Origin of the sequence: Bradyrhizobium sp. BLXBL-03 (assembly GCF_051853015.1) — a bacterium.
Taxonomy (GTDB): domain Bacteria; phylum Pseudomonadota; class Alphaproteobacteria; order Rhizobiales; family Xanthobacteraceae; genus Bradyrhizobium; species Bradyrhizobium manausense.
The window spans coordinates 6,217,531-6,241,019 of the sequence record NZ_CP182470.1; the positions used below are offsets into that span (position 1 = coordinate 6,217,531).

A 23,489-nucleotide genomic window follows, 5' to 3' on the forward strand; every position below is an offset into this window, starting at 1 on the left:
TGTCGGCCCCTGCCCGCCGATTGCCAGGAGACCCCATGTTCGACGCCCCGTTCGACGTCTTTGCCGTGATGATTGCGATCGCCGCGTTCCTGATCGCGCTGAAAACGTCGAACCAGGCAACCGAATTGCGCCGCCGCCTGGGCGCGCTGGAGGCCGAACTGCAGGCGCGCCGGGTTCAGCCTCCGCCACTTGTGCTGGTGCAGGCGCCCGCAAACGCGCCTGCGACGAGTGCAGCAGAGCCGCCGCCGCTTGCGCCGGAGGCCGAGACCACGCCGCCGCTCGCCACCGAAGAGGCTGCGCCGCCGCCGCTCGAAGCAAGTCCTGAAGCCAGCCCCGCAGGCGGCGCGCCGCCGCCGCTGCCCGCGCCCGCCCCCGCCCCCGGCTTGGAGGAACGGCTCGGCACCCGCTGGGTGGTGTGGATCGGCGGCCTGGCGCTCGCGCTCGGCGGCTTCTTCATGGTGCGCTATTCGATCGAGGCCGGCCTTGTCGGCCCCGGCGTGCGGGTATTCCTGGGCGGACTGTTTGCGGCCGCGCTGCTGGGTGCCGGCGAATGGACGCGGCGCAAGGAGAGCATCTCGAGCATTGCAGCGCTGCCGATCGCCAACATCCCCGCGATCCTCACCGCGGCTGGAACGGCGGTGGCGTTCGCGACCGTCTATGCGGCCTATGCGCTCTATGGCTTCCTCGTGCCGGCCACCGCTTTCGTGCTGCTCGGCATCGTGGCGATGGCCACGCTCGCGGCAGCTTTGCTGCACGGGCCGGCGCTCGCGGGCCTCGGCATCGTCGGCGCCTTCGCAACGCCGGTGCTGGTCTCCAGCGGCAAGCCGGACTATTGGGCGCTGTACATCTATCTTGCCATCGTCACCGCCGCGAGCTTTGGCCTCGCCCGCATCAGGCTATGGCGCTGGCTCGCGGTGACGACGATCGTCTTCGCCGTGCTCTGGATTTTCCCGGGCCTCGATACCGGTGACCTGCACGTCGCGCCGCATGCGTTCCACGTGATGTCAGGCTTCGTGCTCGCTGCATTGCTCGTGGTCTGCGGCTTCATGTTCGGCCCTGATATCGAAGGCGGCCAGATCGAGCCGGTCTCCTCGAGCGCGCTCGGTGCCTATCTGTTCGGCGCGATGTTGATCGTGTTGTCGAGCGCGCATGCTGACCTCGCGCTAATCGCCTACACATTGCTCGTTGCGGCCACGCTGTTCGTCGCCTGGCGCGCAGAGGCTGCCGTCGGCGCGCTGGGCGCGGCGGCGGCAACGGTGTTCATCGTGTTCGCCGAATGGGCGGTACGCGCCAATCCCGACATGCTGGTGCTGCCGGGCGGCCCCATGCCAGGCATCACGCCGAACGCGATCGACAGCGCGGTGACGCAGCATCTGGCGATGGCCGCGATCTTCGCCGCCGGCTTCGGCATCGCCGGCTTCTTCGCCCAGGGTCGCTCGCATTCGGCGATCATTCCCGTGGTGTGGTCGGCAGCAGGTGTCGCGACGCCAATCGCGATCCTCATCGCGCTCTACGCCCGCATCGCCCATCTCGACCGCTCGATCCCGTTCGCGATCCTCGCCGTGCTGCTGGCAGCTGCGTTCGGCGCTGCGACCGAAACGCTGACCCGCCGCGAGACCCGGCCGGGACTTGCGATCTCGACGGCGCTGTTCGCGACCGGCACGCTCGGCGCGCTGGCCCTGGCGCTGACCTTCGCGCTGGAGAAGGGCTGGCTCACCATCGCGCTGGCGTTGATGTCGCTCGGCACCGCCTGGATTGCGCTGCAGCGGCCGATCCCGTTCCTGCGCTGGCTCGCCGCGATCTTCGCCGGCATCGTCACCGCGCGCATCCTCTATGATCCGCGCATCGTTGGCGATGCCGTCGGCACCACGCCGATCTTCAACTGGCTGCTGTGGGGCTATGGCCTGCCGGCCGCCTCGTTCTGGGCGGCGAGCCGGTTCCTGCGCCGCAGGGGCGACGATGCGCCGCTGCGCATGGTGGAAGCGGCCGCGATCCTGTTCACCGCGCTGCTCGCTTTCATGGAGGTCCGCCACTTCGCGACCGGCGGCGACATGATCGCATCGCCCTCGCTGCTGGAGGCCGCTCTTCAGGTCTGCGTGGCGCTGGCGATGGCGATCGGACTGGAGCGGTTGCGGCTGCGCAGCCACTCTATCGTGCACAATGTCGGCGCCATCGTGCTGACGGCGATCGCCGGCTGCATCAGCGTGTTGGGCCTGCTGTTCCTGGAGAATCCGCTGCTGTGGCACATTGATGTCGGCGGCGCCGTGTTCAACCTGCTGCTGCTCGGTTACGCCCTGCCCGCGGTGCTGATGCTGCTGCTCGCCTACGCGGTCGTCGGCGCGCGGGGCAAGGTCTATGCGAACACGATCGCGGGGGCCGCGCTGGTGTTTGCGCTTGTCTATCTGACGCTGGAGATCCGCCGCTTCTATCACGGCCCGTTCCTCACCAGCGGCGAGACCACGGGAGCCGAGCAATACACCTATTCGATCGGCTGGCTCGCCTTCGGCGTGGTGCTGCTCGGCATCGGCATTCTCGCCAACTCCGAACGGGCGCGGCTGGCGTCCGCCGCCGTCATCGCGCTGACGATCCTGAAGGCCTTCGTCATCGACATGTCGACGCTGACAGGCGTCTATCGTGCGCTGTCGTTCATGGGCCTCGGCATCGTGCTGGTCGCGATCGGCTGGCTCTACCAGCGCATCCTGTTCCGGCGACAGGCAATGCCACCGCCGGCGCCGCAGACAAGCTCATAACGGAGGTCGAGTGTTCACCTTTCCCCGGCGGGGAGAGGTGAAGGCAACCTCGACCTGCTATTTAGGCCGCGCGGACCGACTCCAGGAACTGCGCGACCTCGACCCTGAGACGTGTGCTGTCTGTCGCCAGCGACTTCGCCGCCGACAGAACTTCGGCTGAGGCCGAGCCGGTCTCGATCGCCCCGCGCTGCACATCTGTGATGTTCGAGGAGACCTCCTGGGTGCCAACCGAGGCCTGCTGGACGTTGCGCGAGATCTCCTGCGTCGCCGCGCCCTGCTCCTCGATCGCGGCGGCAATCGCCGCCGACACTTCCGACAGCCGCTCGATGGTGCCGCCAATTTCCTGGATGGCGCTGACGGATTCCTGCGTTGCGGCCTGGATACCTGCGACCTGCGCCCCGATCTCGCCGGTCGCCTTCGCGGTTTGCTCGGCCAGCGCCTTCACCTCGGAGGCGACGACGGCAAAACCGCGGCCGGCTTCGCCGGCGCGCGCCGCCTCGATGGTGGCGTTCAGCGCCAGCAGATTGGTCTGGCCCGCGATGGTGTTGATCAGCTCGACCACGTCGCCGATGCGGGCGGCCGCCTGCGACAGCTCGTTGACGCGCTCGTTGGTCCGCGACGCCTGCTCGACGGCCTCCGCCGCCATCCGCGCTGAGTCCTGCACGCGGCGGCTGATCTCGGTGATGGAGGACGACAGCTCCTCGGAAGCCGATGCCACAGCCTGCACGTTGGTGGATGCTTCTTCGGAGGCCGCGGCGACGACGGTCGCCAGCTCCTGGCCGCGCTGGGCGGTGTTGGTCAGCGTCGAAGCGGAGGCTTCGAGCTCGGTCGACGCCGACGACACGGTCCCAACGACCTCGCCGATCATGGCTTCGAACTTGCGGGTGATGGCGTCGACGCGGCGGCCACGCTCGATCTTGGCCTCGGCGTCGACCCTCGCGGCCTCGTCCGCCGCGCGCTTGGCGATCAGCGCCTCCTTGAAGATCTGCAGCGCATCCGCCATCGATCCGATCTCGGTCTTCTCGCCGCGGTGCGGCACCTCGGCCGAGAGGTCGCCCTCACCGAGCGACTGCATCGGCTTGATGATCGAGGCAATGCCGCGCGACACGTCGCGCACGAGATAATAGGCCGCACCGATCGCGATCGCCACCGAGGCGATGATGATGCCGACCAGCAAGCGGAAGATGGTGGCGTAGCTGTCGGCCGCCTGCTTCGTTTCCAGCTCGGCGCCGTGATTGTTCAGCTCAATGCCTTTCTGGAGCAGCGGATCTGCCGCCTGGGCCATCTTCGCGACCTTGGTCTGCAACATCTCGTTGGCCTCTGTCGGGAATTTGCCTGGGCTCTTGCGCGACAGCGCCATCACGTCCTGCACGCCGTTCAGATACTCGCCCCACGCCGTGGTCCATTGCCCGTAAATGGCGCGCTCTTCGGCCGACGTGATCAGCGGCTCATAGGTCTTCCGGGTCTTCTCGATACGCTCACGAAGCGAGGCGAGACGCTTCTCAGCCGCTTCCTTGCCTTCTGCGCTATCCTGCATCAGGTGCAGACGCAGCGCGACGCGCAACTCGTTGATGTCGGCGCGCATCGAACCCAGCGCACGGACGCTCGGCAGCCAGCTCTCTGCGATCTCGACGGTATGGGAGTTGATGTTCTGCATCGTGCCGATCGCCACGACGCCGACGCCGGCAAGCGACAGCACGAGGACCGACAGAACGGCCAGAAGCTTGAAGACGATTGACAATTTCGACATCATGACAAATCCCGATGAGACCTGAACCCATACGTCATCTGCGCCACAACCGTCACGGCGGACGGCAGGACGGAGTCATTCCATCAATGCTGGCTGGTTCCTACCCGGCAAGATTGCGCACATAGTTGCAAGCAGCCGTTAACAGAGGCCTACGTGGAACTACGGATGTGACAATGTGGCCGTTATTTCTTCTACAACCATTTGTTGCAACAACGCGAACATCCCGTCGGGCTACTTAATCCGCTGCGGCCGATGCAACCCTGGATGCAAACGAGCGCAGCGACCGCTATGTCGTTGATCGAGAGGGCCGCGCCGACCTTGTTCAGGCCGCGCGAACGGTCCCTAAGAACTTGCCGACCTCGAGCTTGAGGCGATCGCTGTCACCCGACAGCATCTGCGCCGCCGACAGCACCTGCGCGGAGGCCGATCCGGTCTCGCTCGCGCCGCGCTGCACCTGAGTGATGTTCGCCGATACCTGATGGGTGCCTTCAGCCGCCTTCTGCACGTTGCGGGAAATCTCCTGCGTCGCGGCGCCCTGCTCCTCGACGGCGGCCGCGATGGTCGAGGAGATCTCCGACAATTTCTCGATCGTGTCGCTGATGCCCTTGATGGCGCCGACCGAATGCTCGGTCGCGGTCTGGATGCCGGCGATCTGCTGGCCGATCTCGCCGGTCGCCTTCGCGGTCTGCTCGGCCAGCGCCTTCACCTCGGACGCGACCACCGCAAAGCCGCGGCCGGCTTCGCCGGCACGCGCGGCCTCGATCGTCGCATTGAGCGCCAGGAGGTTGGTCTGGCCCGCGATGGTATTGATCAGCTCGACCACGTCGCCGATGCGCGTTGCGGCCTGGGACAACTCACCAACGCGGTCTGTCGTGGTACGGGCCTGGCTGACCGCCTCGCTCGCCACCCGCGCCGATTCCTGCACCTGGCGGCTGATCTCGGTGATCGAGGACGACAGCTCCTCGGTCGCGGAAGCCACCGATTGCACGTTGGTGGAAGCCTCTTCGGAGGCGGCGGCGACCATTGTGGCGAGCCCTTGGCCGCGCTCGGCAGTCGAGGTCAGCGTCGAGGCCGAAGCCTCAAGCTCGGTCGCGGCCGACGATACGGTCTCGACGATCTCACCGATCGCGGATTCGAAGCCGTCCGCGAGCTTGCGCATCTCGGCTTTGCGCTGGGCAGCGGCGGCGTGGTCTTGCCTGATCTTGGCCTCGGCGGCTTCGCTGGCTTTCTGCGCCGAGACGATCTTGAATTTCTCGACAGCCGCTGCGACGCCGCCGACCTCGTCCTTGCGGCCGAGGCCCGGCAGCACCACCGAGAAATCTCCCTCCGCGAGCCGCTCCATCGCGATCGTGAGCGCGCGGATCGGCCGGGCGATGGAGAGGAAGGACATCAGCCAGGAGCCGATCAGGATCATCATGGCGATTGCACCGATGACCATCCCAGTCCGCTCGCTCGATTTCATTTGCGCGGTGGCTGCGGCACTCTCCGCCTCGGACTTGTGCCTTGCATAGTCGGCGATCTGCTCGATTAGCGCATCGATCTTGCCGGCAATGGGCAGGGTAACGTCGCGGGCGAAGCGAACCGCCTCTTCGTTGAGCTTGGTGGCGCGGGCCGCTCCGTCTGAGCCGCTCGACACTGCAGCAAGGGCTTCGCTGCGCATCCCCGCGATCTGCTGGGCTCCCTTGGCGTAGTCCGCCGCAAGGGATCTCAGTTGCTCCATCCTGGCGCGGTTCTCGGCGGAATGAGACAATCCCAGCATCGCCTCGATGTGCGAATTCATCGCCCTCTGTTGGTCGGCCAAGGCCTGTGTGGCCTTCTGCAGATCGGCCACGCTACTGGCCAGGCGAATGTCTCGGGCCGCGAGTTGCATCCCGCGAACTGCGACCTCGGTCGTGACCGCGCCGCGCGCTATCTCCTGCTGTGTGAGCACGCTCTCGTTGGCGTCGCGTACGCTCGCGTTACCCAGGAGCTGACTTCCAATCATCGAAACAACCAGGACGATGGCAAGTGCCGATGCGATCGCCAGCTTGGTCCCGATCCGCAAATTTCGAACGAGGCTCAACATGGGCAGGTTTCCCGACAGGAAAAGTGTGGTCGAGTCTTTGCCGGCCACTCTTGGCGTTGATCGCCTTTGCCTAAAATATGAGCGCCTGTCGTTCCGATTTGGTTAACAGCAACCTCCGGGGAAGTACTGGAATTCGATCAAAAAGGCCGACAAAACAAGCGCGTAAAGCGTGCTTATCACGTTAATCACACGCTGGTCGGAGTTGTGGCGTCTAAGGCTCCTTCCGAAGAGAGATGCACACAGAGGGCGCGCTGGCGCTTTCCGGATTTGCAGGTGCCGCTTTCGTCAACGCCTGTCCGCACTCTTATCGCTGCAGCAGACGGCCTCGCTGACCAGGCTGACGCGAAAGACCTGCTTCTTGTTCTCGTCGAGCAGCTCCATGCTCCACTTCGCGTTCGGCATCAGATTGCGGGCGATGCTGCCGAGCAGATTGGCGCACACTTCGGTCATCTCGGTCCAGGCCGCGGCATCATCCTCGAACTCGTACGGCTGATCAGCCGCACCGGAATAGCGGCCAGAGCTGATGCGAAAGAAATACAGCGACATTGATGAACTCTTGCGTAGGGCCGCCTCCCGGCCGTTCCGCAGGCTGGGGCGACAGTCGCTACCAAGGCATAAAGACCGCGGGCCGTATGATTACGGCGCCACGGCTTCGCCGTGTTATGCTTTCGTCAAGGGCAGGTAAATTGAGCGCAGGCTGCGCCCGACATCACTCGGTCGAGCGGCGCAGCTCCAGCGGACCTTCGTTCTTCGATTCCGCCTTCGGCTCGGACTTCGCTTCCGACTTCACAGGTTCGATCCGGCTGCTCTCGATCCGCGGCGTCTCGACGCGCGCGGCGACTTCGGTGCTCGGAGCATTGATCGAACCGGTCTGCTCGGGCGCCCGCAGCGAGCGGGGACGCGCAACCGCGCGCGCCATCAGCATCTGGTTGCCGCCCTGGTGATGGAAGTCGCAATAGGCGAAGCCCATGCCGGAGACCGAGCCGCGGAAGCTGCGATCGTCGGTCTTTTCCAGGTTGAAACAAGGCTCGAACGGAATGCCCTTGATCGAGGCGCAGACGTTCTGGCCGCGGATCTGGAGCGTGTTGCCCGGCAGGCGAAGATGGCGCACCGGGCCCGAGCCCGAGAACTGCACCGCGCCGGCGGCGCCGAGGTCGTCGAGGATCCGGCCTGCACCGCGGGTGCCGTCGAAACAGGTGAAGGCGAAGACCTTGCCGGCGACGAAGCGACGCGCCTCGTCGGCATTCATACTCCCGGCCAAGGCGATGGCCGGCGCAAACGTCACGACTGCCGTGACAGCCCCCAACACAATACGCGCAAGCATGCTCTACTCCGAACCGACCCCGCAGCGGGCGATGCCTTTATCTCTTTACCCGCTGCTTACCATACTAACCATGGCGACATTGAAGCAGCTTGGTTGGTAAAGTCTGAACGCCGTTAGACAATTTTTACCACGATGCGGCCGCGGACCTGACCGGCCAGGATTTTCGCGCCCCATTCCAGAACTTCGTCGAGTGAAATTTCCGTAGTGATTTCAGAGAGTTTTGTCCGATCGAGGTCGGAGGCGAGGCGCTGCCAGGCGGCTTTCCGCGGCTCAATCGGGCACATCACGGAATCGATGCCGAGAAGGCACACCCCGCGCAAAATGAAGGGTGCAACAGAAGCCGGCAGGTCCATGCCGGCTGCAAGACCGCAGGCGGCGATGGCACCACCATACTTGGTCATCGACAACAGGTTCGCCAGCGTGGTCGAACCGACGCTATCGACGCCGCCCGCCCAGCGCTCCTTGGCAAGGGGCTTTGCCGGGCCCGACAATTCATTGCGGTCGATCACCTCGGCTGCGCCGAGGCTCTTCAGGTAATCGGCCTCGGAGGCGCGGCCGGTCGAGGCGATGACGTGGTAGCCCAGCCGGGACAGCACGGCGATGGCGACGGAGCCGACGCCGCCTGCCGCGCCGGTCACGACCACAGGGCCGCTCTTCGGCGACAGGCCGTGCTTCTCCAGCGCCAGCACCGAGAGCATCGCGGTGAAGCCGGCGGTGCCGATCGCCATGGCATCGCGCGCCGACAGGCCCTGCGGCAGAGCAACCAGCCAGTCACCTTTCACGCGTGCCTTCTCGGCATAGGCGCCGAGATGGGTCTCGCCCATGCCCCAGCCGGTGCAAACGACCTTGTCGCCCGCTTTCCATTGCGGATGGGAAGAGGACTCGACCGTGCCGGCGAAATCGATACCGGCGATCATCGGGAAGCGGCGCACCACCGGTGCCTTGCCTGTCAGCGCGAGGCCGTCCTTGTAGTTCAGCGTCGAGTATTCGACGCGGACGGTGACGTCGCCCTCCATCAGCTCGGCTTCGTCGAACTGCGTTAGCTGCGCGGTGGTGCCCTTGTCCGCCTTGTCGATCCGGATCGCCTTGAATGTGGCCACGGCTTGAACTCCCTGACTTGTTTGACCGGGATGTTTAGCCGATCAGGCAGGCTGCGCAACCGCTCGTGCGACCGGCTGCTCCACGATCGGGAGATTGATCAGCGCCGAGAGCACGCCGAACAGGATCGAGAGCCACCAGATCGGCGTGTAGGACCCGAATTTCTCGAACACGATGCCGCCTAACCAGACGCCGAGGAAACCGCCGACCTGGTGGCTGACGAAGGCAAAGCCATAGAGCGTGGCCAGCCAGCGCGTGCCGAACATCAGCGCCACCAGCGCCGAGGTCGGCGGCACCGTCGACAGCCAGGTGAGGCCGGAGATTGCACCGAATGCGATCGCCGAGAACGGCGTGATCGGGAACGAGATGAAGGCAAGCGTCGCGAGCGCGCGGGTGAAATAGATGGCCGAGAGGATGTAGCGCTTGGGCAGCGAGTTCTGCAGATAGCCGACGCTGAGCGAGCCCATGATGTTGAACAGGCCGATCGCCGCAATCACCCAGCCGCCGGTTTGCGTCGAAACGCCGCGATCGACCAGGAACGCCGGCAGATGCACGGTGATGAAGGCAAGCTGGAAGCCGCAGGTGAAGAAGCCGAGCACCAGCAGCACATAGGAGCGATGGCCGAAAGCTTCGGCGAGCGCGCGGGTGATGGTCTGCTCATCCGCAGGCGCCGAGCTGGCCGTGGTTGCGACCGGCGGCGTCGAGATCGCCAGCGACAGCGGGATGATCAGCAGCATCAGGAAGCCGAACACGGTGAGCGCCTCTTGCCAGCCGAAATTGTCGATCAGCGCCACGCCAACAGGCGCGAACAGGAACTGGCCGAGCGAGCCCGCCGCGGTGCCGGCGCCGAGCGCCAGGCCGCGCTTTTCAGCCGGCAAGAGTTTCGTGAACGCCGACAGCACCAGATTGAACGAGCAGCCGGCGAGGCCGAAGCCGACCATCACGCCCGCACCGATGTTGAGCGACATCGGCGTCGACGAATAGCGCATCAGCAGGAGACCACCGGCATAGAGCAGCGCGCCCACACACATCACGCGGAACAGGCCGAAGCGATCGGCGACCGCGCCGGCGAACGGCTGGCCCAATCCCCACAACAGATTCTGCACGGCGATCGCAAGGCCGAACACGTCGCGGCCCCAGGCGAATTCGTGGCTCATCGGCTGCACGAAGAAGCCCAGCGCCGAGCGTGGGCCGAAGCCGAGCATGCCGATCGCACAGCCGCAGAGGATGATGGCGGCCGGGGTGCGCCAGTGAGAGGAACGAGAGGGAGCGAGTTCGCCCGCTTGTGTCGACATGGTTGTTCCCTCATTCGGCATTGGCGATCCGCTAAATCGGCGACCGCATGTCCGCCGTTTAATGCAGATGCATGAAAATCGAAAGTCAGAAATGGTTGCGTTCCACGGAGGGCTTTTGCGGGAGCATTGCGTTTCGTCGAGACCTCCTCCGGCGCCGCACAGGACCGACTTGACGGGAATGTGTGCGGCGGGGCCTAGCGGTCCGCCGCAGACCATGTTATGTTTGATTTACTCAGATTGAGTATATGTGATTGACGAAATCCCACCGGCCCCTCGGCCGGATTTCTCAGAGCTCATATATACTCATGTTGAGCATAATTGAGACGCATGGGAGGCCTCGATGCCGATTGCTGAAATTTACGGCCCAGATGATTTCGCCAACCGGCCACAGGGCCAAGCGACCTTCACGCCATCAGCGCCGGCACGATCCGAGCCTACGCTGCCGCGGCCGTCGCTGGAATGGACCAGCGAGGTCGAACGCGCCACCGCGCCAATCTACCAGCGCGTCAAGCATGTGATTCCGCCGATCGAGTGGCCGCTGATGGCGCCGACGATCCACGCGATCAACCAGCTCAAGCGCGAACGCAACGCGGTGATCCTCGCGCACAACTATCAAGCGCCGGAGATCTTTCACGGCGTCGCCGACATCGGCGGCGATTCGCTGCAGCTCGCCGTCGAGGCTACCAAGGTGAAGGCCGACGTCATCGTCCAGTGCGGCGTGCACTTCATGGCGGAGACGTCAAAGCTGCTCAATCCGGACAAGACAGTGCTGATCCCTGACGCACGCGCCGGCTGCTCGCTGGCTGCCAGCATCACCGGGGCCGACGTGCGCCTGCTCCGCGAAAAATTTCCCGGCGTGCCTGTCGTTGCCTATGTCAACACGTCGGCGGAGGTGAAGGCCGAGGTCGACATCTGCTGCACCTCGTCGAACGCGGTGCAGGTGGTCGAGAGCCTGAACGCACCGAGCGTGATCTTCCTGCCCGACCGCTATCTCGCAACTTACGTCGCCTCGAAGACGGATGTGAAGATCATCGCCTGGAAGGGCGCATGCGAGGTGCATGAGCGCTTCACCGGCGAGGAACTGCGCGCCTTCCGCGACGCCGATCCCTCCGTGCATATCATCGCGCATCCCGAATGTCCGCCGGATGTGTTGGCAGAAGCCGACTTCACCGGCTCGACCGCGCACATGATCAATTGGGTGCGCGAGCGACGGCCGAAGCGCCTCGTGATGATCACGGAATGCTCGATGGCCGACAATCTCCGCGCCGAGCTGCCTGACGTGGAGATGCTGCGTCCCTGCAATCTCTGCCCGCACATGAAGCGTATCACGCTGTCCAACATCCTGGAGAGCCTGCTGACGCTTGGCGAGGAAGTGACGATCGATCCGGCGCTTGTCGTGCGCGCAAGGCGCTCGGTCGAGCGGATGATCAATCTGAGGAATTGAGCACGAGTCGCCGCAACACACACGGGGTCGTCCCGGCCCCCGCGCGCAATTGCGCGCCAGGCCGGGACGACAACTGAGAATTTGGAGAGAGTTATGACACACAACATCCACAACCTCACCCGCTCCACCGACGACGTCGTCATCGTCGGCGGTGGCCTCGCCGGATTGTTCTGCGCGTTAAAACTCGCGCCCCGGCCGGTGACGCTAATCTCGGCGGCGCCGCTTGGACAAGGCGCATCGTCCGCATGGGCGCAAGGCGGCATCGCAGCTGCCGTCGCGGGCGGCGATACTCCCGAAGCGCATGCTGCGGATACAGTCGCGGTCGGCGGCGGCATCGTCGATGAAACGGTCGCGCTCGGCATCGCGCGCGAGGCCGGCTTGCGGATCCACGATCTGCTCGCCTATGGCGTGCCGTTCGACCGCGATCTCGAAGGCCGGCTTGCGGTGGGACGCGAGGCCGCGCATTCGGCGCGGCGGATCGTGCACGTGCGCGGCGACGGCGCGGGTGCAGCGATCATCGCGGCACTGAGCGAAGCCGTGCACCGCACGCCGTCGATCCGCCTGATCGAAGGTTTTGTCGCCGAAGCGCTGCTCACCGAGGATGGCGCCGTCACCGGCCTTCAATTGCGCGAGGCCGGCAACTTTGCGGCAAGGCCCGTGATGATGTCCTCGCGCGCGGTCGTGCTCGCGACCGGCGGCATCGGCCATCTCTATGCCGTCACCACCAATCCGGCCGAGGCCAATGGATCGGGCCTTGCGATCGCGGCGCGCGCCGGCGCCGTGATCGCAGATCCGGAATTCGTGCAATTCCACCCGACGGCGATCATGGTTGGCCGGGACCCGGCACCGCTCGCGACCGAGGCTCTGCGCGGCGAAGGCGCGACCTTGATCAACAGCGAGGGCGATCGCTTCATGCTCGCGCAGCATCCCCTCGCCGAACTCGCGCCGCGCGACATCGTGGCCCGCGGCGTGTTTGCCGAGATCGCGGCGGGGCGCGGCGCCTTCCTCGATGCGCGGCAAGCGCTGGGCCCCCGCTTCGCCGACAAATTCCCGACGGTGCATGCAAGCTGCATCGCCGCCGGCATCGATCCGGCAACGCAAATCATCCCGATCGCGCCGGCCGTGCACTATCACATGGGCGGCGTCGCGGTCGATGCACGCGGCCGTAGCTCGATCGACGGGCTCTGGGCCGGCGGCGAAGTCTCGTCCACCGGCATGCATGGCGCCAACCGGCTTGCGTCGAATTCGCTGCTGGAGGCCGTGGTCTATGCCGCGCGCATCGCCGACGACATCGCCGGCCGGGCGATCCCCTCACCTGCCCGCCTCCCCGAAGCACTGGTGACGCCACGCGGCGGCGCGCCGGATGCAAGCGCCGTGAAGCGGTTGCGCGCGATGATGACCACGCATGTCGGCGTGATCCGCGAAGGCGACGGGCTGGCAGAAGCTGTCCGCAGTTTTGCCGGGCTCGAGCGCTCGGCAACAAGCATCGCAGTCCGCCACATGGCGACAGCGGCCCTGCTCGTGGCGTCCGCGGCCTGGAGCCGGCGCGAGAGTCGTGGCGCGCATTTCCGCTCCGACCATCCCGAGGAGGCGCCCGCGCTGGCGCAGAGAACGATGATGGCACTCGCCCAAGCGCATGAGGTCGCGGACGGGCTGAGTGCGCAATCAACGCCGCGCATCGCGCAATCCATGATCGCCTGACGGAGTTTGTCATGATCACCCCAACCTCCCTGCTCTATCCCGACGCCTTCCTGTCTCCGCTTGCCATCGATGACGCCGTGCATCGCGCACTCGACGAGGATCTCGGCCGCGCCGGCGACATCACTTCGTTCGCGACGATCCCGGAAGCGACCAAGGCGCAGGCCGTGCTGGTTGCACGCCAGTCCGGTGTCATCGCCGGCCTGCCGCTGGCGCTGGCGACGCTGCAAAAGCTCTCGACCGACATTGAGGTCCGCGCGCATATCCGCGACGCCGCGCGCGTCGGGCGCGGGCAGCAGGTGTTGACGATCTCCGGCCCGGCGCGCGCGGTTCTCACCGCGGAACGGACTGCACTGAACTTCGTCGGCCGCCTGTCCGGCGTCGCGACGCTCACGGCCGACTACGTCGCGCGCGCCGAGGGCACGAAAATGCGCATCTGCTGCACGCGAAAGACCACGCCCGGATTGCGGGCGCTGGAGAAATACGCGGTGCGTTGCGGCGGCGGCTTCAACCACCGTTACGGCCTGGACGATGCCATCCTGATCAAGGACAACCACATCGCGGTTGCCGGCGGCATCCGGCCGGTGCTGGAACGCGCTCGTGCGCGTGCCGGCCATCTCGTCAAGATCGAGATCGAGGTGGATACGCTCGCACAGCTGCGCGACGTGCTCGCCACTGATCTGGCCGATGCGGTGCTGCTCGACAACATGGACATCGCGACGCTGCGCGAGGCTGTGCGAATGACGGAAGGCCGGCTGGAGCTGGAAGCCTCGGGCGGTGTCACGCTGGACTCGATTGCGGCGATCGCGGCGACCGGTGTCGATTACGCCTCGTCAGGCGCCCTGACGCATTCGGCGCCGAATTTCGACTGCGCGCTGGATATCGAGATGTGAGGACGGCGCACCCAAAGCTTCCGCAACGTCATGGCCGGGCTTGTCCCGGCCGTCCACGCCTTTCCCGCGGCACGAAGAACGTGGATGCCCGGGCCTTCGCCGCGCCGAAGCGGCTACAGCCGCGCAGGCGGGACACGCCCGGGCGTGACGACCGTTTCTGACGATAACTACCTTCGCTCCGTCACACCCATCTCGGCGGAGCTCTTGGCCGCCTGCGCGAGCTCGGCCGAGAGCGCGGCGGTCTGCGCCGGCGTGCCCCAGCTCGGCTCCTCAGCTCCATCGCCCCAATTGCGCGGCCGATAGAAAGTGTGCACGCCGGTCTTGTACATCTTCTTCATCTCTGCGACCCAGGACGGACGCACCCAATAGGCGTGGTAATGCGTCGATTTGCCCACTTCAGGCAGCCAGATCTGGCCGTCGAGCATGGCCCTCGAAATCTTCTTGGCGCGCTCCCACATCTCGGGCTCGCGGATCACATCGGGATTGTTGTCGCAGGCAAAGGTGAACTGGCAGGCGAAGTGGCGGTACTTGTTCTGATAGACCACGCCGCACACCGTATCGGGATATTTGCCCGAGAATACGCGGTTCATCACCACTTGCGCGACCGCGATCTGGCCGCGCACCGCCTCCCCGCGGGATTCGAAATAAACGGCTTCGGCGAGGCACTTCTCCGACTTCGCGCGTGATTTCTCGTCGAGCGCCAGCCGCTCGGCCGGAGATTTGGCGCGCTGGTTGTCGGCGTTGACCTCACCCTTCGGCGCGATGCTCTCGCCGCTCTCGGTGATGCTGGCGGCGTCCTCGTTCGGCGGCGACAGCGAGGCCAGCTTCATGTCGGGGTCGGGCATCACGATCAGCGGCTCGGCGCCCGGCTGCCAGCTCTCGATGCTCTCGAGGTTGCCGCCCAACGAGGAGCTGCCGAAGAACAGGTTCGAGGTCTTGACGCTGAAGGGATCGCGCGGCGGGGCTGCTGATGTCGCCTGCTTCAGCGTGTTGAGCGGCTGCGCCGCGAACGACAGCGCGTTGTCATCGGCCTTCGGCGGATTTGTATATTGAGCCAACGGCGGCGCACGCATCGCCTCCTGAAGCTCGGGATCGAGCGCGGCCGCTGACTCCGGCGACATCGCCTGCGACTGCACGGCGCGCAGCTCGGCGGTCTTGGCACCGAACACGGAGCTGTTCGAGGTCGCGGGATCCTGCTGCGCGGGCGTCACGGCCGGAGCAGCCGGCTGAGGTACTGGCGCAGGTGTCACGATGGCGAGACGATCGCCTTTCAGCGCGCGATCGACCTTGGGAAAGTCGGAGGCCTGGTAACGCGCCGGCGCCTGCAGCACCGGATTGCGCGAAATGGAACCGGTGACATCGCGGCCGTCGAGGCTGGCGAGACGAACCATCGCGCTCTGCGGCGCCGACGTGCCGATCGGGGGCGAGAAACTGTAAGTGGCAAGCTGAATGGACGAGGCCGCAGAGAACACCTGCTTCTGCCAGCGCTCGGCGACGCCGGGCTGACGCGCCAGCAGCGAGCCTATGTCCTGATATCCGATCTCTCTCGGCATCAATGCGAAGATGCAGAGACCGAGTCCGAAGGATGCGAACCGCGCACCCTTCGGATGGTTACGCAACACTGACATCGATACGCTCACGCTACGCTTACGCCCGTCCTGATCGAACTCAGTACATCCGTGCAATTCGATCCTTGTCGTAAGTATCTAATTTAGGTTGCCGGGGCGTTAATCCGCGTTGCGCGCGAAACACACGCAAGCGATGTCGGGTGTTTTCACGGGGCGATGCGATGTGCTGGTAAACACCGCGTCGCGAGAAGCGGTAAACAATCGGTCAACGCGAATGGTGAAGGAACTCTTGCGCACGCGTGTCATTACGGGACGCGCCTGGTTCCTCCTCCGCTGTCATTGCGAGCGCAGCGAAGCAATCCAGACTGTCTCCGCGGAAAGATTCTGGATTGCTTCGTCGCAAGGGCTCCTCGCAATGACGAGTCGAGAAGGCGTCGCCCCAAATGAAAAGAGGCGGAGTAAGCTCCGCCTCTTTCGCATCACGGTATGTTGTTTCGCCTTACGCCTGGCTCGCAATCGCCTTGCCGAGCGCGGCCTGGGCCGCCGCGAGCCGCGCGATCGGCACGCGATACGGCGAGCAGGACACGTAGTCGAGACCGACATTGTGGCAGAAGGCGACGGAGGCGGGATCGCCGCCGTGCTCGCCGCAGATGCCCACCTTGAGCTTCGCCCGCGTCTTGCGGCCGCGCGTGACGCCGATCTTGACGAGCTCGCCGACGCCTTGCTGGTCGAGCGAGATGAAGGGATCGATCGAAAGGATGCCCTTGGCGACGTAGGGACCGAGGAAGCTCGCCGCGTCGTCGCGGCTGATGCCGTAGGTCGTCTGCGTCAGGTCGTTGGTGCCAAACGAGAAGAACTCGGCGCTTTCGGCGATCTCTTCCGCGAGCAGACAGGCGCGCGGCAGCTCGATCATGGTGCCGACCTGATAGGCGATCTTGGTATTGGTTTCACGCATGACCGACTTCGCGGTGGCATCGATGCGGGCCTTGACCAGGTCGAGTTCGGCCTTGGTCGCGATCAGCGGCACCATCACCTCGAGGCCGACGGCCTTGCCGGTGCGCTTCTCGGCCTCGACCGCCGCCTCGAAGATCGCGCGGGCCTGCATCTCGGCGATCTCAGGATAGGCGATCGCGATGCGGCAGCCGCGGAACCCGAGCATCGGATTGAACTCCGACAGTTCGCGCGCACGGTCGGCCAGACGCCGCGGATCGGTATTCATGGCGCGCGCCACTTCCTCGACCTCGGCATGGGTGTGCGGCAGGAATTCGTGCAGCGGCGGGTCCAGCAGACGGATCGTGACGGGCAGGCCCTTCATGATCTCGAACAGCTCAACGAAGTCGGCGCGCTGCATCGGCAACAGCTTTGCCAGCGCGGCCCGGCGCGACTGCTCGTCCTCGGAGAGGATCATCTCGCGCACGGTGCGGATGCGGGTCTCCTCGAAGAACATGTGCTCGGTGCGGCAGAGGCCGATGCCTTCGGCACCGAACTTGATCGCGGTGCGGGCATCGTCGGGCGTGTCGCCGTTGACGCGGACGCCGATCTTGCGGACCTGGTCGGCCCAGGTCATCAGCGTGCCGAACTCGCCGGACAGTTCCGGCTCGATCATCGGCATGCGGCCGGCCAGCACCTGGCCAAGCGAGCCGTCGATGGTGATGACGTCACCGGCCTTGAAGGTGCGCGAACCGATGCTCATGGTGCCGCGGCCGTAATCGACGCGGATGGTACCGCAGCCGGAGACGCAGGGCTTGCCCATGCCGCGCGCGACGACCGCCGCGTGCGAGGTCATGCCGCCGCGCGTGGTCAAGATGCCTTCGGCGGCGTGCATGCCGTGGATATCTTCCGGGCTGGTCTCGATCCGGACCAGAATGACCTTGCGCCCGTCGCCCTGGAGCTTGGCCGCTTCATCCGACGAGAACACGATCTCGCCGGAGGCAGCCCCCGGCGAAGCCGGCAGGCCGGTCGCGATCACGTCGCGCTTGGCGTTCGGATCGATGGTCGGATGCAGGAGCTGGTCGAGCGAGGCGGGATCGATCCGCGTCACCGCTTCCTTCTTTGTGATCAGGCCCTCATTGGCAAGCTCGACCGCGATGCGGAGCGCAGCCTTCGCCGTGCGCTTGCCGCTGCGGGTCTGCAGCATCCACAGCTTGCCCTGCTCGACCGTGAACTCCATGTCCTGCATGTCACGGTAGTGCTTCTCGAGCAGCGTGTAGATCCGCGTCAGCTCCTTGAAGGCCTCAGGCATCGCCGCTTCCATCGACGCCTTGTCGGAACCCGACTCTTTGCGCGCTTCCTCGGTGATGTCCTGCGGCGTGCGGATGCCCGCCACCACGTCCTCGCCTTGCGCGTTGATCAGGAACTCGCCGTAGAGCTTGCTCTCGCCGGTCGAGGGATTGCGGGTGAAGGCAACGCCGGTTGCCGAGGTCTCGCCCATGTTGCCGAACACCATGGCCTGCACGTTGACCGCGGTGCCCCACGACTCCGGGATATCGTGCAGCTTGCGGTAGGTCACCGCCCGCGCATTCATCCAGGACGAAAACACCGCGCCGACCGCGCCCCAGAGCTGGTCATGCGGATCCTGCGGAAAGTCCTTGCCGGTCTCGCGCGCGACCGCGTCCTTGTACTTGCCGACCAGCTCGACCCAGTCTTCGGCGGTGAGGTCGGTGTCGAGCGTATAGCCCTGGCTGTCCTTGAAGGTGTCGAGGATTTCCTCGAAGTGATGATGCTCGAAGCCGAGCACCACGTCGGAATACATGGTGATGAAGCGGCGATAGCTGTCGTAGGCGAAGCGACGGTCGCCGGAGAGCTCCGCCAGCGCTTCGACCGTCTGGTCGTTGAGGCCGAGATTGAGCACGGTGTCCATCATGCCCGGCATCGAGGCGCGCGCGCCTGAACGTACGGAGACCAGCAGCGGGTTCTTGGTGTCGCCGAACACCTTGCCGGTCAACTTGCCGACATGGTCGAGCGCCTTCTCGACCTGCGACTGCAGCTCCTTCGGATAGGTCTTGTCGTGGGCGTAGAAATAGGTGCAGACCGAGGTCGGGATGGTGAAGCCCGGAGGCACCGGCAGGCCGAGATTGGCCATCTCGGCGAGGTTGGCGCCCTTGCCACCGAGCAGGTCGCGCATCTCCGTCCGGCCTTCGGCCTTGCCGTCGCCGAAGGTGAAGACCCATTTGGTGGCCGGGATCTTTGCCGGCGCGCTTTTGGCCGCCTTGGCCGCAGCCTTTGCGGCCGGCTTGGCCGCGGCCTTGGCGGCAACCTTGGCGACCGGCTTCGGGGCGCTCTTCACAGAACTCTTGGGCAGCGCCTTGCGGGCCGCCGGCGCGGCTTTCGCCTTGACGGAAGGCTTTGATTTCGCTGGCAGTTTCTTAGGCTTCGAGGCGGCTTTGGCCATAGCTTGCACACAACCTTCGAGAGGAATGGGAAATCGCGCGCCTTACACCACTTTGAGCAGGCCCGCGCAAGTCGAAGAGTTCCGGAAAATGAAGGCCTAGAGATGGAGCCACTTCAGCAAACCGAGCCCGATCGCACCATTGAGGATGAGAAAAATCGCCACGATGAAGTTGAGCAGGCGCGGCATGACGAGGATGAGAACGCCCGCAAGCAGCGACAGGAGCGGCGAGATGTGGGCGACGGTGAGGTGCATGAATTATCTTTCCCAAGGGATGAGGCGAATCGCGGCGGATCATAGCGGACCCGGTTTCGCCCGTAGAGACGCGGAGGGGTTGATACGAGTTCCCGGCTTCGCAAAAACTGCCCGAAATTGCCGCGGATGCGGCAGGCTTTTTCCGGAACATCGCGCGCGGCGCAGCATTGGCAAGCGGTCGCGTCATTGGCGCGGGCTGAAGTCAATTCGAAGGAGTTGCCCATGCGAAACAGGATTCTCGCTCTCGCAGTGCTTGGCGCCGCGCTCAGCGCGCCCATCGCGGCGCAGGCGCAAACCGGAATCACAGTGGGACGCGCACCCGTGGTGGTTGAGGAAATCCCGACGATTGCGGTCGAGCAACGGCCGGCGTTCCGTGACTATGTCATCGAGCAACGTGTGCCGGCCTTCCATATTCCCGATCGCGTCGTGGTCGGTGCCACCTTACCCGAAACCGGCATCACTTATTATGACGTGCCGCAACGTTTCGGCGCGACGACCTATCGCTACACTGTCGTGAACGGCGAGACGGTGCTGGTCGAGCCGCGCTCGCGGCGCATCGTCGAGGTGATGGACTAGGACGGCTGTTCAACTAGATGTCCGGCGCGCCGCATCAACGGCGCTGGCGCGAGCAGTGTAATCGGACATCAGGCCCCGCCCGGTCTTCCCCCCGCCGGGCGGGGCATTTTTCTGTCAAAGCACAGTCGTTCCGGGGCGGTGCGCAGCACCGAACCCGGAACCTCGAGATTCCGGTTTCGCGCTACGCGCGCCCCGGAATGACGGGTGATGTTCGTCGCACGATAGCACTTCAATCCTGGATCTTCGAGAAATCCGCCACCGCGCGCGTGGCGCTGCGGATCTCGTTCAGCAGTTTTAGCCGGTTCTCGCGGACCTTCGGATCGTCGTCGTTGACGCGCACCTTGTCGAAGAACGCATCGACCGGTGGGCGAAGCTTCGCCATCGCGCGCATCGCGGCGGCAAAGTCCTCCTTGGCGACGGCGGCACTTGCTTCCGTCGTCACCTCGCCGATCGCCTTCGCCAGCGCCTTCTCCTCTGCGAGGCTGTAGAGCGCAGCATCCGGCGCGCCGTGGAAGGTGCGCTTGTCCTTCTTCTCCTCGATCGAAAGGATGTTGCTGGCGCGCTTGGTGCCGGCGAGCAGGTTCTTGCCGTCGTCGGTGTCGAGGAATTTGCCGAGCGCATCGACGCGGCGAACGATCATCAAGAGATCATCCTGGCCGCCGAGCGCGAACACGGCGTCGACGAGATCGTGACGCGCGCCCTGCTCACGGAGCTGGACCTTCAGGCGATCGGCGAAGAAGGCGAGCAGATCGCTCGGGAGCTTCTCCGCATCGGCGGGCTTCACCGACAAGCCCGCGAGCGCGGACGCTGCCACCTTCAGCAGCGACAGGCGCAGCGCGTTCTCGGCGATCAACCTGATAACACCCAGCGCCGCTCTCCGCAGCGCATAGGGGTCCTTCGATCCCGTCGGCTTCTCATCGATCGCCCAGAAGCCGACCAGCGTATCGAGCTTGTCAGCGAGCGCGACTGCGATACTGACCGGATCCGTCGGCACGCGATCGGCCGGGCCTTGTGGCTTGTAGTGCTCCTCGCAGGCCGCAGCGACCGAGGCATCCTCGCCCTGCGCCAGCGCATAATACTTGCCCATCAGGCCCTGCACCTCGGGGAATTCGCCGACGACTTCCGTCAGCAGATCCGCCTTCGCCAAATGCGCCGCACGCGTGGCCTTGGCAACATCGGCGCCGACCAGCGGCGCGATCTCGGCGGCGAGGCGCTCGATGCGCTTGATGCGCTCCGCCTGGGTCCCGAGCTTCTCGTGGAACACGATCTGCTCGAATTTCGGCAGACGATCCTCGAGCTTGGTCTTCAGGTCGGTCTCGTAGAAGAACTTCGCATCGCTCAGCCGCGCGCGGATCACGCGCTCGTTGCCTGATACGATGACCTTGCCGCCGTCGATGGCCTCGATATTCGCTGTGAGGATGAATTTGTTGGTCAGCCTCCCCGTCTTGGGATCCCTAACCACGAAGCATTTCTGGTTGTTGCGGATGGTGGCGCGGATCACCTCGTCGGGCGTCTTCAGGAACTCCGGCTCGAACGAGCCCATCAGCACGACCGGCCATTCGACCAGGCCCGAGACCTCGTCGAGCAGGGTCTGGTCCTCGACCAGTTCGAAGCCTTGGGCGAAGGCAAGCTGCTTGGCGTCGGTGAGGATCGCGTCCTTGCGCCTGTCGGGGTCGAGCACGACCTTCGCATCGAGGAGCTTGGCTTCGTAGTCCTCGAAGCGGCGAACGGAGATAGCCGACGGCGCGAGGAAGCGATGGCCATAGGTGGTCTGGCCGGCCTCGATGCCGTCGATGGAAAACTTCACGACATCGGGCTCCTCGGTCTCCAGGCCAAAGGTCGCGGTGATCGCGTGCAGCGGACGCACCCAGCTCAGCGAGCCTGGCTTGGCCGAGCGCGCGCCCCAGCGCATCGATTTTGGCCAGGGGAAGGTTCTGATGATCACGGGCAGGATTTCCGCGAGCACGTCGATCGCGTCGCGGCCGGGCCTCTCGATCAATCCGATGTAGAAATCTCCCTTGGGGTCGCGCTGGATCTTGGCCTCATCCAGCGACTTCAGGCCGGTCGCCTTCAAAAAGCCCTGCACGGCCGCATCGGGCGCGCCGACTTTCGGGCCACGGCGCTCGGTCTTCAGGTCAGGCTGGCGCGCGGGGATGCCGTGCACGGTGAGCGCAAGCCGGCGCGGCGTCGCGAAAGCTTTCGCGCCCTCGTAGACCAGGCCTTCGGCGACGAGCTTGTCGGTGACCAGACGGCGCAGGTCGTCGGCCGCCTTGGCCTGCATGCGCGCGGGGATCTCTTCCGAGAACAGTTCAAGCAAAAGATCGGGCATCAGGCCGCTCCACCGGCTTCGGTGTGCACCCAGGCTTCGCCGCAGGCTTTCGCCAGCTCGCGCACCCGGAAGATGTAGCTCTGTCGCTCCGTCACCGAAATCACACCACGCGCGTCGAGCAGGTTGAAGACATGGCTCGCCTTGATGCACTGGTCATAGGCCGGCAGCGCCATCAGATGCGCCTCGCGCTTGCCGTCTTTCCAGCCAGCCTCGAGGTATTTCCTGCACGCCGCTTCGGCCATCTTGAACTGCTCGAACAGCATCGCGGTGTCGGCATGTTCGAAATTGTGCCGCGAATATTCCTGCTCGGCCTGGAAGAACACATCGCGATAGCTGACCTTCTCGGCGCCTTCGCGGCCATTGAAGTTCAGGTCCATGATGCTGTCGACGCCCTGCAGATAACAGGCGAGGCGTTCGAGGCCGTAGGTCAGCTCGCCCGCGACCGGCGCGCATTCGACGCCCGCGACCTGCTGGAAATAGGTGAACTGGCTGACTTCCATGCCGTCGCACCAGCATTCCCAACCCAGGCCCCAGGCGCCCAGCGTCGGGCTCTCCCAATCGTCCTCGACGAAACGGATGTCGTGGATGGCGGAATCGATGCCGATGGCGGCGAGCGACTTCAGGTACAGCTCCTGAAGGTTCGGGGGCGACGGCTTGAGGATCACCTGGAACTGGTAATAGTGCTGGAGCCGGTTCGGGTTCTCGCCGTAACGGCCATCCTTGGGCCGGCGCGAGGGCTGCACATAGGCGGCATTCCACGGCCGGGGCCCGAGCGCGCGCAGGGTCGTCCCGGGATGGAAGGTGCCGGCGCCGACTTCCATGTCGTAGGGCTGCAGGATCACGCAGCCGTAATCCGCCCAATAGCGCTGCAGGGCCAGGATCAGGCCCTGGAACGAGCGGTCCGGGCGCATATGGGCGGGCAATGAGGCGTCCATCGTCGGATCAGGCTCTCGCGGGGGGTTTGAATCGCGCGGGACCGTATCGACGGCGGGGATGGGAATCAAGGCAAAGGGAGGCGGAAATGGCCGTCATTCCGGGGCGCCCGCAGGGCGAGCC

Annotated in this window: 16 protein-coding genes; 5 read left to right on the plus strand and 11 right to left on the minus strand. The window is 65.2% G+C overall.

Going from position 1 to position 23,489, the window contains the following annotated elements; translation table 11 throughout:
- Positions 1-35: 35 nt before the first annotated feature.
- The gene (locus tag ACNJX9_RS29810) at positions 36-2,750 is read left to right on the plus strand and encodes a DUF2339 domain-containing protein (RefSeq protein ID WP_439405524.1); all 2,715 of its coding nucleotides are present in this window, start codon (positions 36-38) and stop codon (positions 2,748-2,750) included.
- A gap of 61 nt (positions 2,751-2,811) precedes the next feature.
- On the opposite strand, the gene ACNJX9_RS29815 is transcribed toward ACNJX9_RS29810, so the two are convergent.
- From ACNJX9_RS29815 to ACNJX9_RS29840, 6 genes are all read right to left on the minus strand, one after another.
- The gene (locus ACNJX9_RS29815; protein ID WP_439405526.1) at positions 2,812-4,500 is read right to left on the minus strand and encodes a methyl-accepting chemotaxis protein; all 1,689 of its coding nucleotides are present in this window, start codon (positions 4,498-4,500) and stop codon (positions 2,812-2,814) included.
- 322 nt (positions 4,501-4,822) lie between these two features.
- Positions 4,823-6,565, minus strand: coding sequence for a methyl-accepting chemotaxis protein (locus tag ACNJX9_RS29820; RefSeq protein ID WP_439405527.1), 1,743 nt, complete (start codon positions 6,563-6,565; stop codon positions 4,823-4,825).
- A 285-nt stretch (positions 6,566-6,850) separates the two neighbouring features.
- On the minus strand, positions 6,851-7,111 hold the full coding sequence (locus ACNJX9_RS29825; protein ID WP_057757201.1) for a DUF6894 family protein: 261 nt from the start codon (positions 7,109-7,111) through the stop codon (positions 6,851-6,853).
- 163 nt (positions 7,112-7,274) lie between these two features.
- Positions 7,275-7,889: a hypothetical protein gene (locus ACNJX9_RS29830; RefSeq protein ID WP_057757199.1), complete on the minus strand. Its 615-nt coding sequence runs from the start codon at positions 7,887-7,889 to the stop codon at positions 7,275-7,277.
- Between the two features lie 113 nt (positions 7,890-8,002).
- On the minus strand, positions 8,003-8,989 hold the full coding sequence (gene acuI / locus ACNJX9_RS29835; RefSeq protein WP_439405528.1) for an acrylyl-CoA reductase (NADPH): 987 nt from the start codon (positions 8,987-8,989) through the stop codon (positions 8,003-8,005).
- Between the two features lie 42 nt (positions 8,990-9,031).
- The gene (locus ACNJX9_RS29840) at positions 9,032-10,282 is read right to left on the minus strand and encodes an MFS transporter (RefSeq protein WP_439405529.1); all 1,251 of its coding nucleotides are present in this window, start codon (positions 10,280-10,282) and stop codon (positions 9,032-9,034) included.
- A gap of 340 nt (positions 10,283-10,622) precedes the next feature.
- Here ACNJX9_RS29840 and nadA point away from each other — a divergent pair, with 340 nt between their 5' ends.
- From nadA to nadC, 3 genes are all read left to right on the plus strand, one after another.
- Positions 10,623-11,726 carry a quinolinate synthase NadA gene (gene nadA, locus ACNJX9_RS29845; protein ID WP_439405530.1) on the plus strand — a complete coding sequence of 368 codons (1,104 nt, stop codon included), beginning with the start codon at positions 10,623-10,625 and terminating at the stop codon, positions 11,724-11,726.
- 93 nt (positions 11,727-11,819) lie between these two features.
- Entirely contained in the window at positions 11,820-13,427 is a 1,608-nt protein-coding gene (locus ACNJX9_RS29850; protein WP_439405531.1) for an L-aspartate oxidase, read from the plus strand.
- An 11-nt stretch (positions 13,428-13,438) separates the two neighbouring features.
- Positions 13,439-14,317: a carboxylating nicotinate-nucleotide diphosphorylase gene (nadC, locus tag ACNJX9_RS29855; RefSeq protein WP_439405532.1), complete on the plus strand. Its 879-nt coding sequence runs from the start codon at positions 13,439-13,441 to the stop codon at positions 14,315-14,317.
- A 167-nt stretch (positions 14,318-14,484) separates the two neighbouring features.
- Here nadC and ACNJX9_RS29860 read toward each other — a convergent pair whose 3' ends face one another.
- From ACNJX9_RS29860 to ACNJX9_RS29870, 3 genes are all read right to left on the minus strand, one after another.
- Positions 14,485-15,945 carry a cell wall hydrolase gene (locus ACNJX9_RS29860; protein WP_439405534.1) on the minus strand — a complete coding sequence of 487 codons (1,461 nt, stop codon included), beginning with the start codon at positions 15,943-15,945 and terminating at the stop codon, positions 14,485-14,487.
- A 439-nt stretch (positions 15,946-16,384) separates the two neighbouring features.
- The gene (ppdK, locus tag ACNJX9_RS29865) at positions 16,385-19,276 is read right to left on the minus strand and encodes a pyruvate, phosphate dikinase (RefSeq protein ID WP_439405535.1); all 2,892 of its coding nucleotides are present in this window, start codon (positions 19,274-19,276) and stop codon (positions 16,385-16,387) included.
- A 96-nt stretch (positions 19,277-19,372) separates the two neighbouring features.
- Positions 19,373-19,528: a DUF3096 domain-containing protein gene (locus tag ACNJX9_RS29870; RefSeq protein ID WP_083514732.1), complete on the minus strand. Its 156-nt coding sequence runs from the start codon at positions 19,526-19,528 to the stop codon at positions 19,373-19,375.
- Between the two features lie 222 nt (positions 19,529-19,750).
- On the opposite strand from ACNJX9_RS29870, the gene ACNJX9_RS29875 reads away from it, so the two are divergent.
- The gene (locus tag ACNJX9_RS29875) at positions 19,751-20,104 is read left to right on the plus strand and encodes a DUF1236 domain-containing protein (RefSeq protein WP_439405536.1); all 354 of its coding nucleotides are present in this window, start codon (positions 19,751-19,753) and stop codon (positions 20,102-20,104) included.
- 229 nt (positions 20,105-20,333) lie between these two features.
- Here ACNJX9_RS29875 and glyS read toward each other — a convergent pair whose 3' ends face one another.
- Together glyS and ACNJX9_RS29885 are read right to left on the minus strand one after the other, a co-directional pair.
- Positions 20,334-22,433, minus strand: a complete 2,100-nt coding sequence (gene glyS, locus ACNJX9_RS29880) for a glycine--tRNA ligase subunit beta (RefSeq protein ID WP_439405537.1) — start codon at positions 22,431-22,433, stop codon at positions 20,334-20,336.
- Positions 22,433-23,368: a glycine--tRNA ligase subunit alpha gene (locus ACNJX9_RS29885; protein WP_057757180.1), complete on the minus strand. Its 936-nt coding sequence runs from the start codon at positions 23,366-23,368 to the stop codon at positions 22,433-22,435. Before ACNJX9_RS29885 ends, glyS begins: the two co-directional genes overlap by 1 nt.
- Positions 23,369-23,489: the final 121 nt, after the last annotated feature.

Coding starts and splice junctions, on each gene's coding strand:
- ACNJX9_RS29810 (WP_439405524.1), top strand. CDS start 36: ATGTTCGACGCCCCGTTCGACGTCTTTGCCGTGATGATTGCGATCGCC.
- ACNJX9_RS29815 (WP_439405526.1), bottom strand. CDS start 4,500: ATGTCGAAATTGTCAATCGTCTTCAAGCTTCTGGCCGTTCTGTCGGTC.
- ACNJX9_RS29820 (WP_439405527.1), bottom strand. CDS start 6,565: ATGTTGAGCCTCGTTCGAAATTTGCGGATCGGGACCAAGCTGGCGATC.
- ACNJX9_RS29825 (WP_057757201.1), bottom strand. CDS start 7,111: ATGTCGCTGTATTTCTTTCGCATCAGCTCTGGCCGCTATTCCGGTGCG.
- ACNJX9_RS29830 (WP_057757199.1), bottom strand. CDS start 7,889: ATGCTTGCGCGTATTGTGTTGGGGGCTGTCACGGCAGTCGTGACGTTT.
- ACNJX9_RS29840 (WP_439405529.1), bottom strand. CDS start 10,282: ATGTCGACACAAGCGGGCGAACTCGCTCCCTCTCGTTCCTCTCACTGG.
- nadA (WP_439405530.1), top strand. CDS start 10,623: ATGCCGATTGCTGAAATTTACGGCCCAGATGATTTCGCCAACCGGCCA.
- ACNJX9_RS29850 (WP_439405531.1), top strand. CDS start 11,820: ATGACACACAACATCCACAACCTCACCCGCTCCACCGACGACGTCGTC.
- nadC (WP_439405532.1), top strand. CDS start 13,439: ATGATCACCCCAACCTCCCTGCTCTATCCCGACGCCTTCCTGTCTCCG.
- ACNJX9_RS29860 (WP_439405534.1), bottom strand. CDS start 15,945: ATGTCAGTGTTGCGTAACCATCCGAAGGGTGCGCGGTTCGCATCCTTC.
- ppdK (WP_439405535.1), bottom strand. CDS start 19,276: ATGGCCAAAGCCGCCTCGAAGCCTAAGAAACTGCCAGCGAAATCAAAG.
- ACNJX9_RS29870 (WP_083514732.1), bottom strand. CDS start 19,528: ATGCACCTCACCGTCGCCCACATCTCGCCGCTCCTGTCGCTGCTTGCG.
- ACNJX9_RS29875 (WP_439405536.1), top strand. CDS start 19,751: ATGCGAAACAGGATTCTCGCTCTCGCAGTGCTTGGCGCCGCGCTCAGC.
- glyS (WP_439405537.1), bottom strand. CDS start 22,433: ATGCCCGATCTTTTGCTTGAACTGTTCTCGGAAGAGATCCCCGCGCGC.
- ACNJX9_RS29885 (WP_057757180.1), bottom strand. CDS start 23,368: ATGGACGCCTCATTGCCCGCCCATATGCGCCCGGACCGCTCGTTCCAG.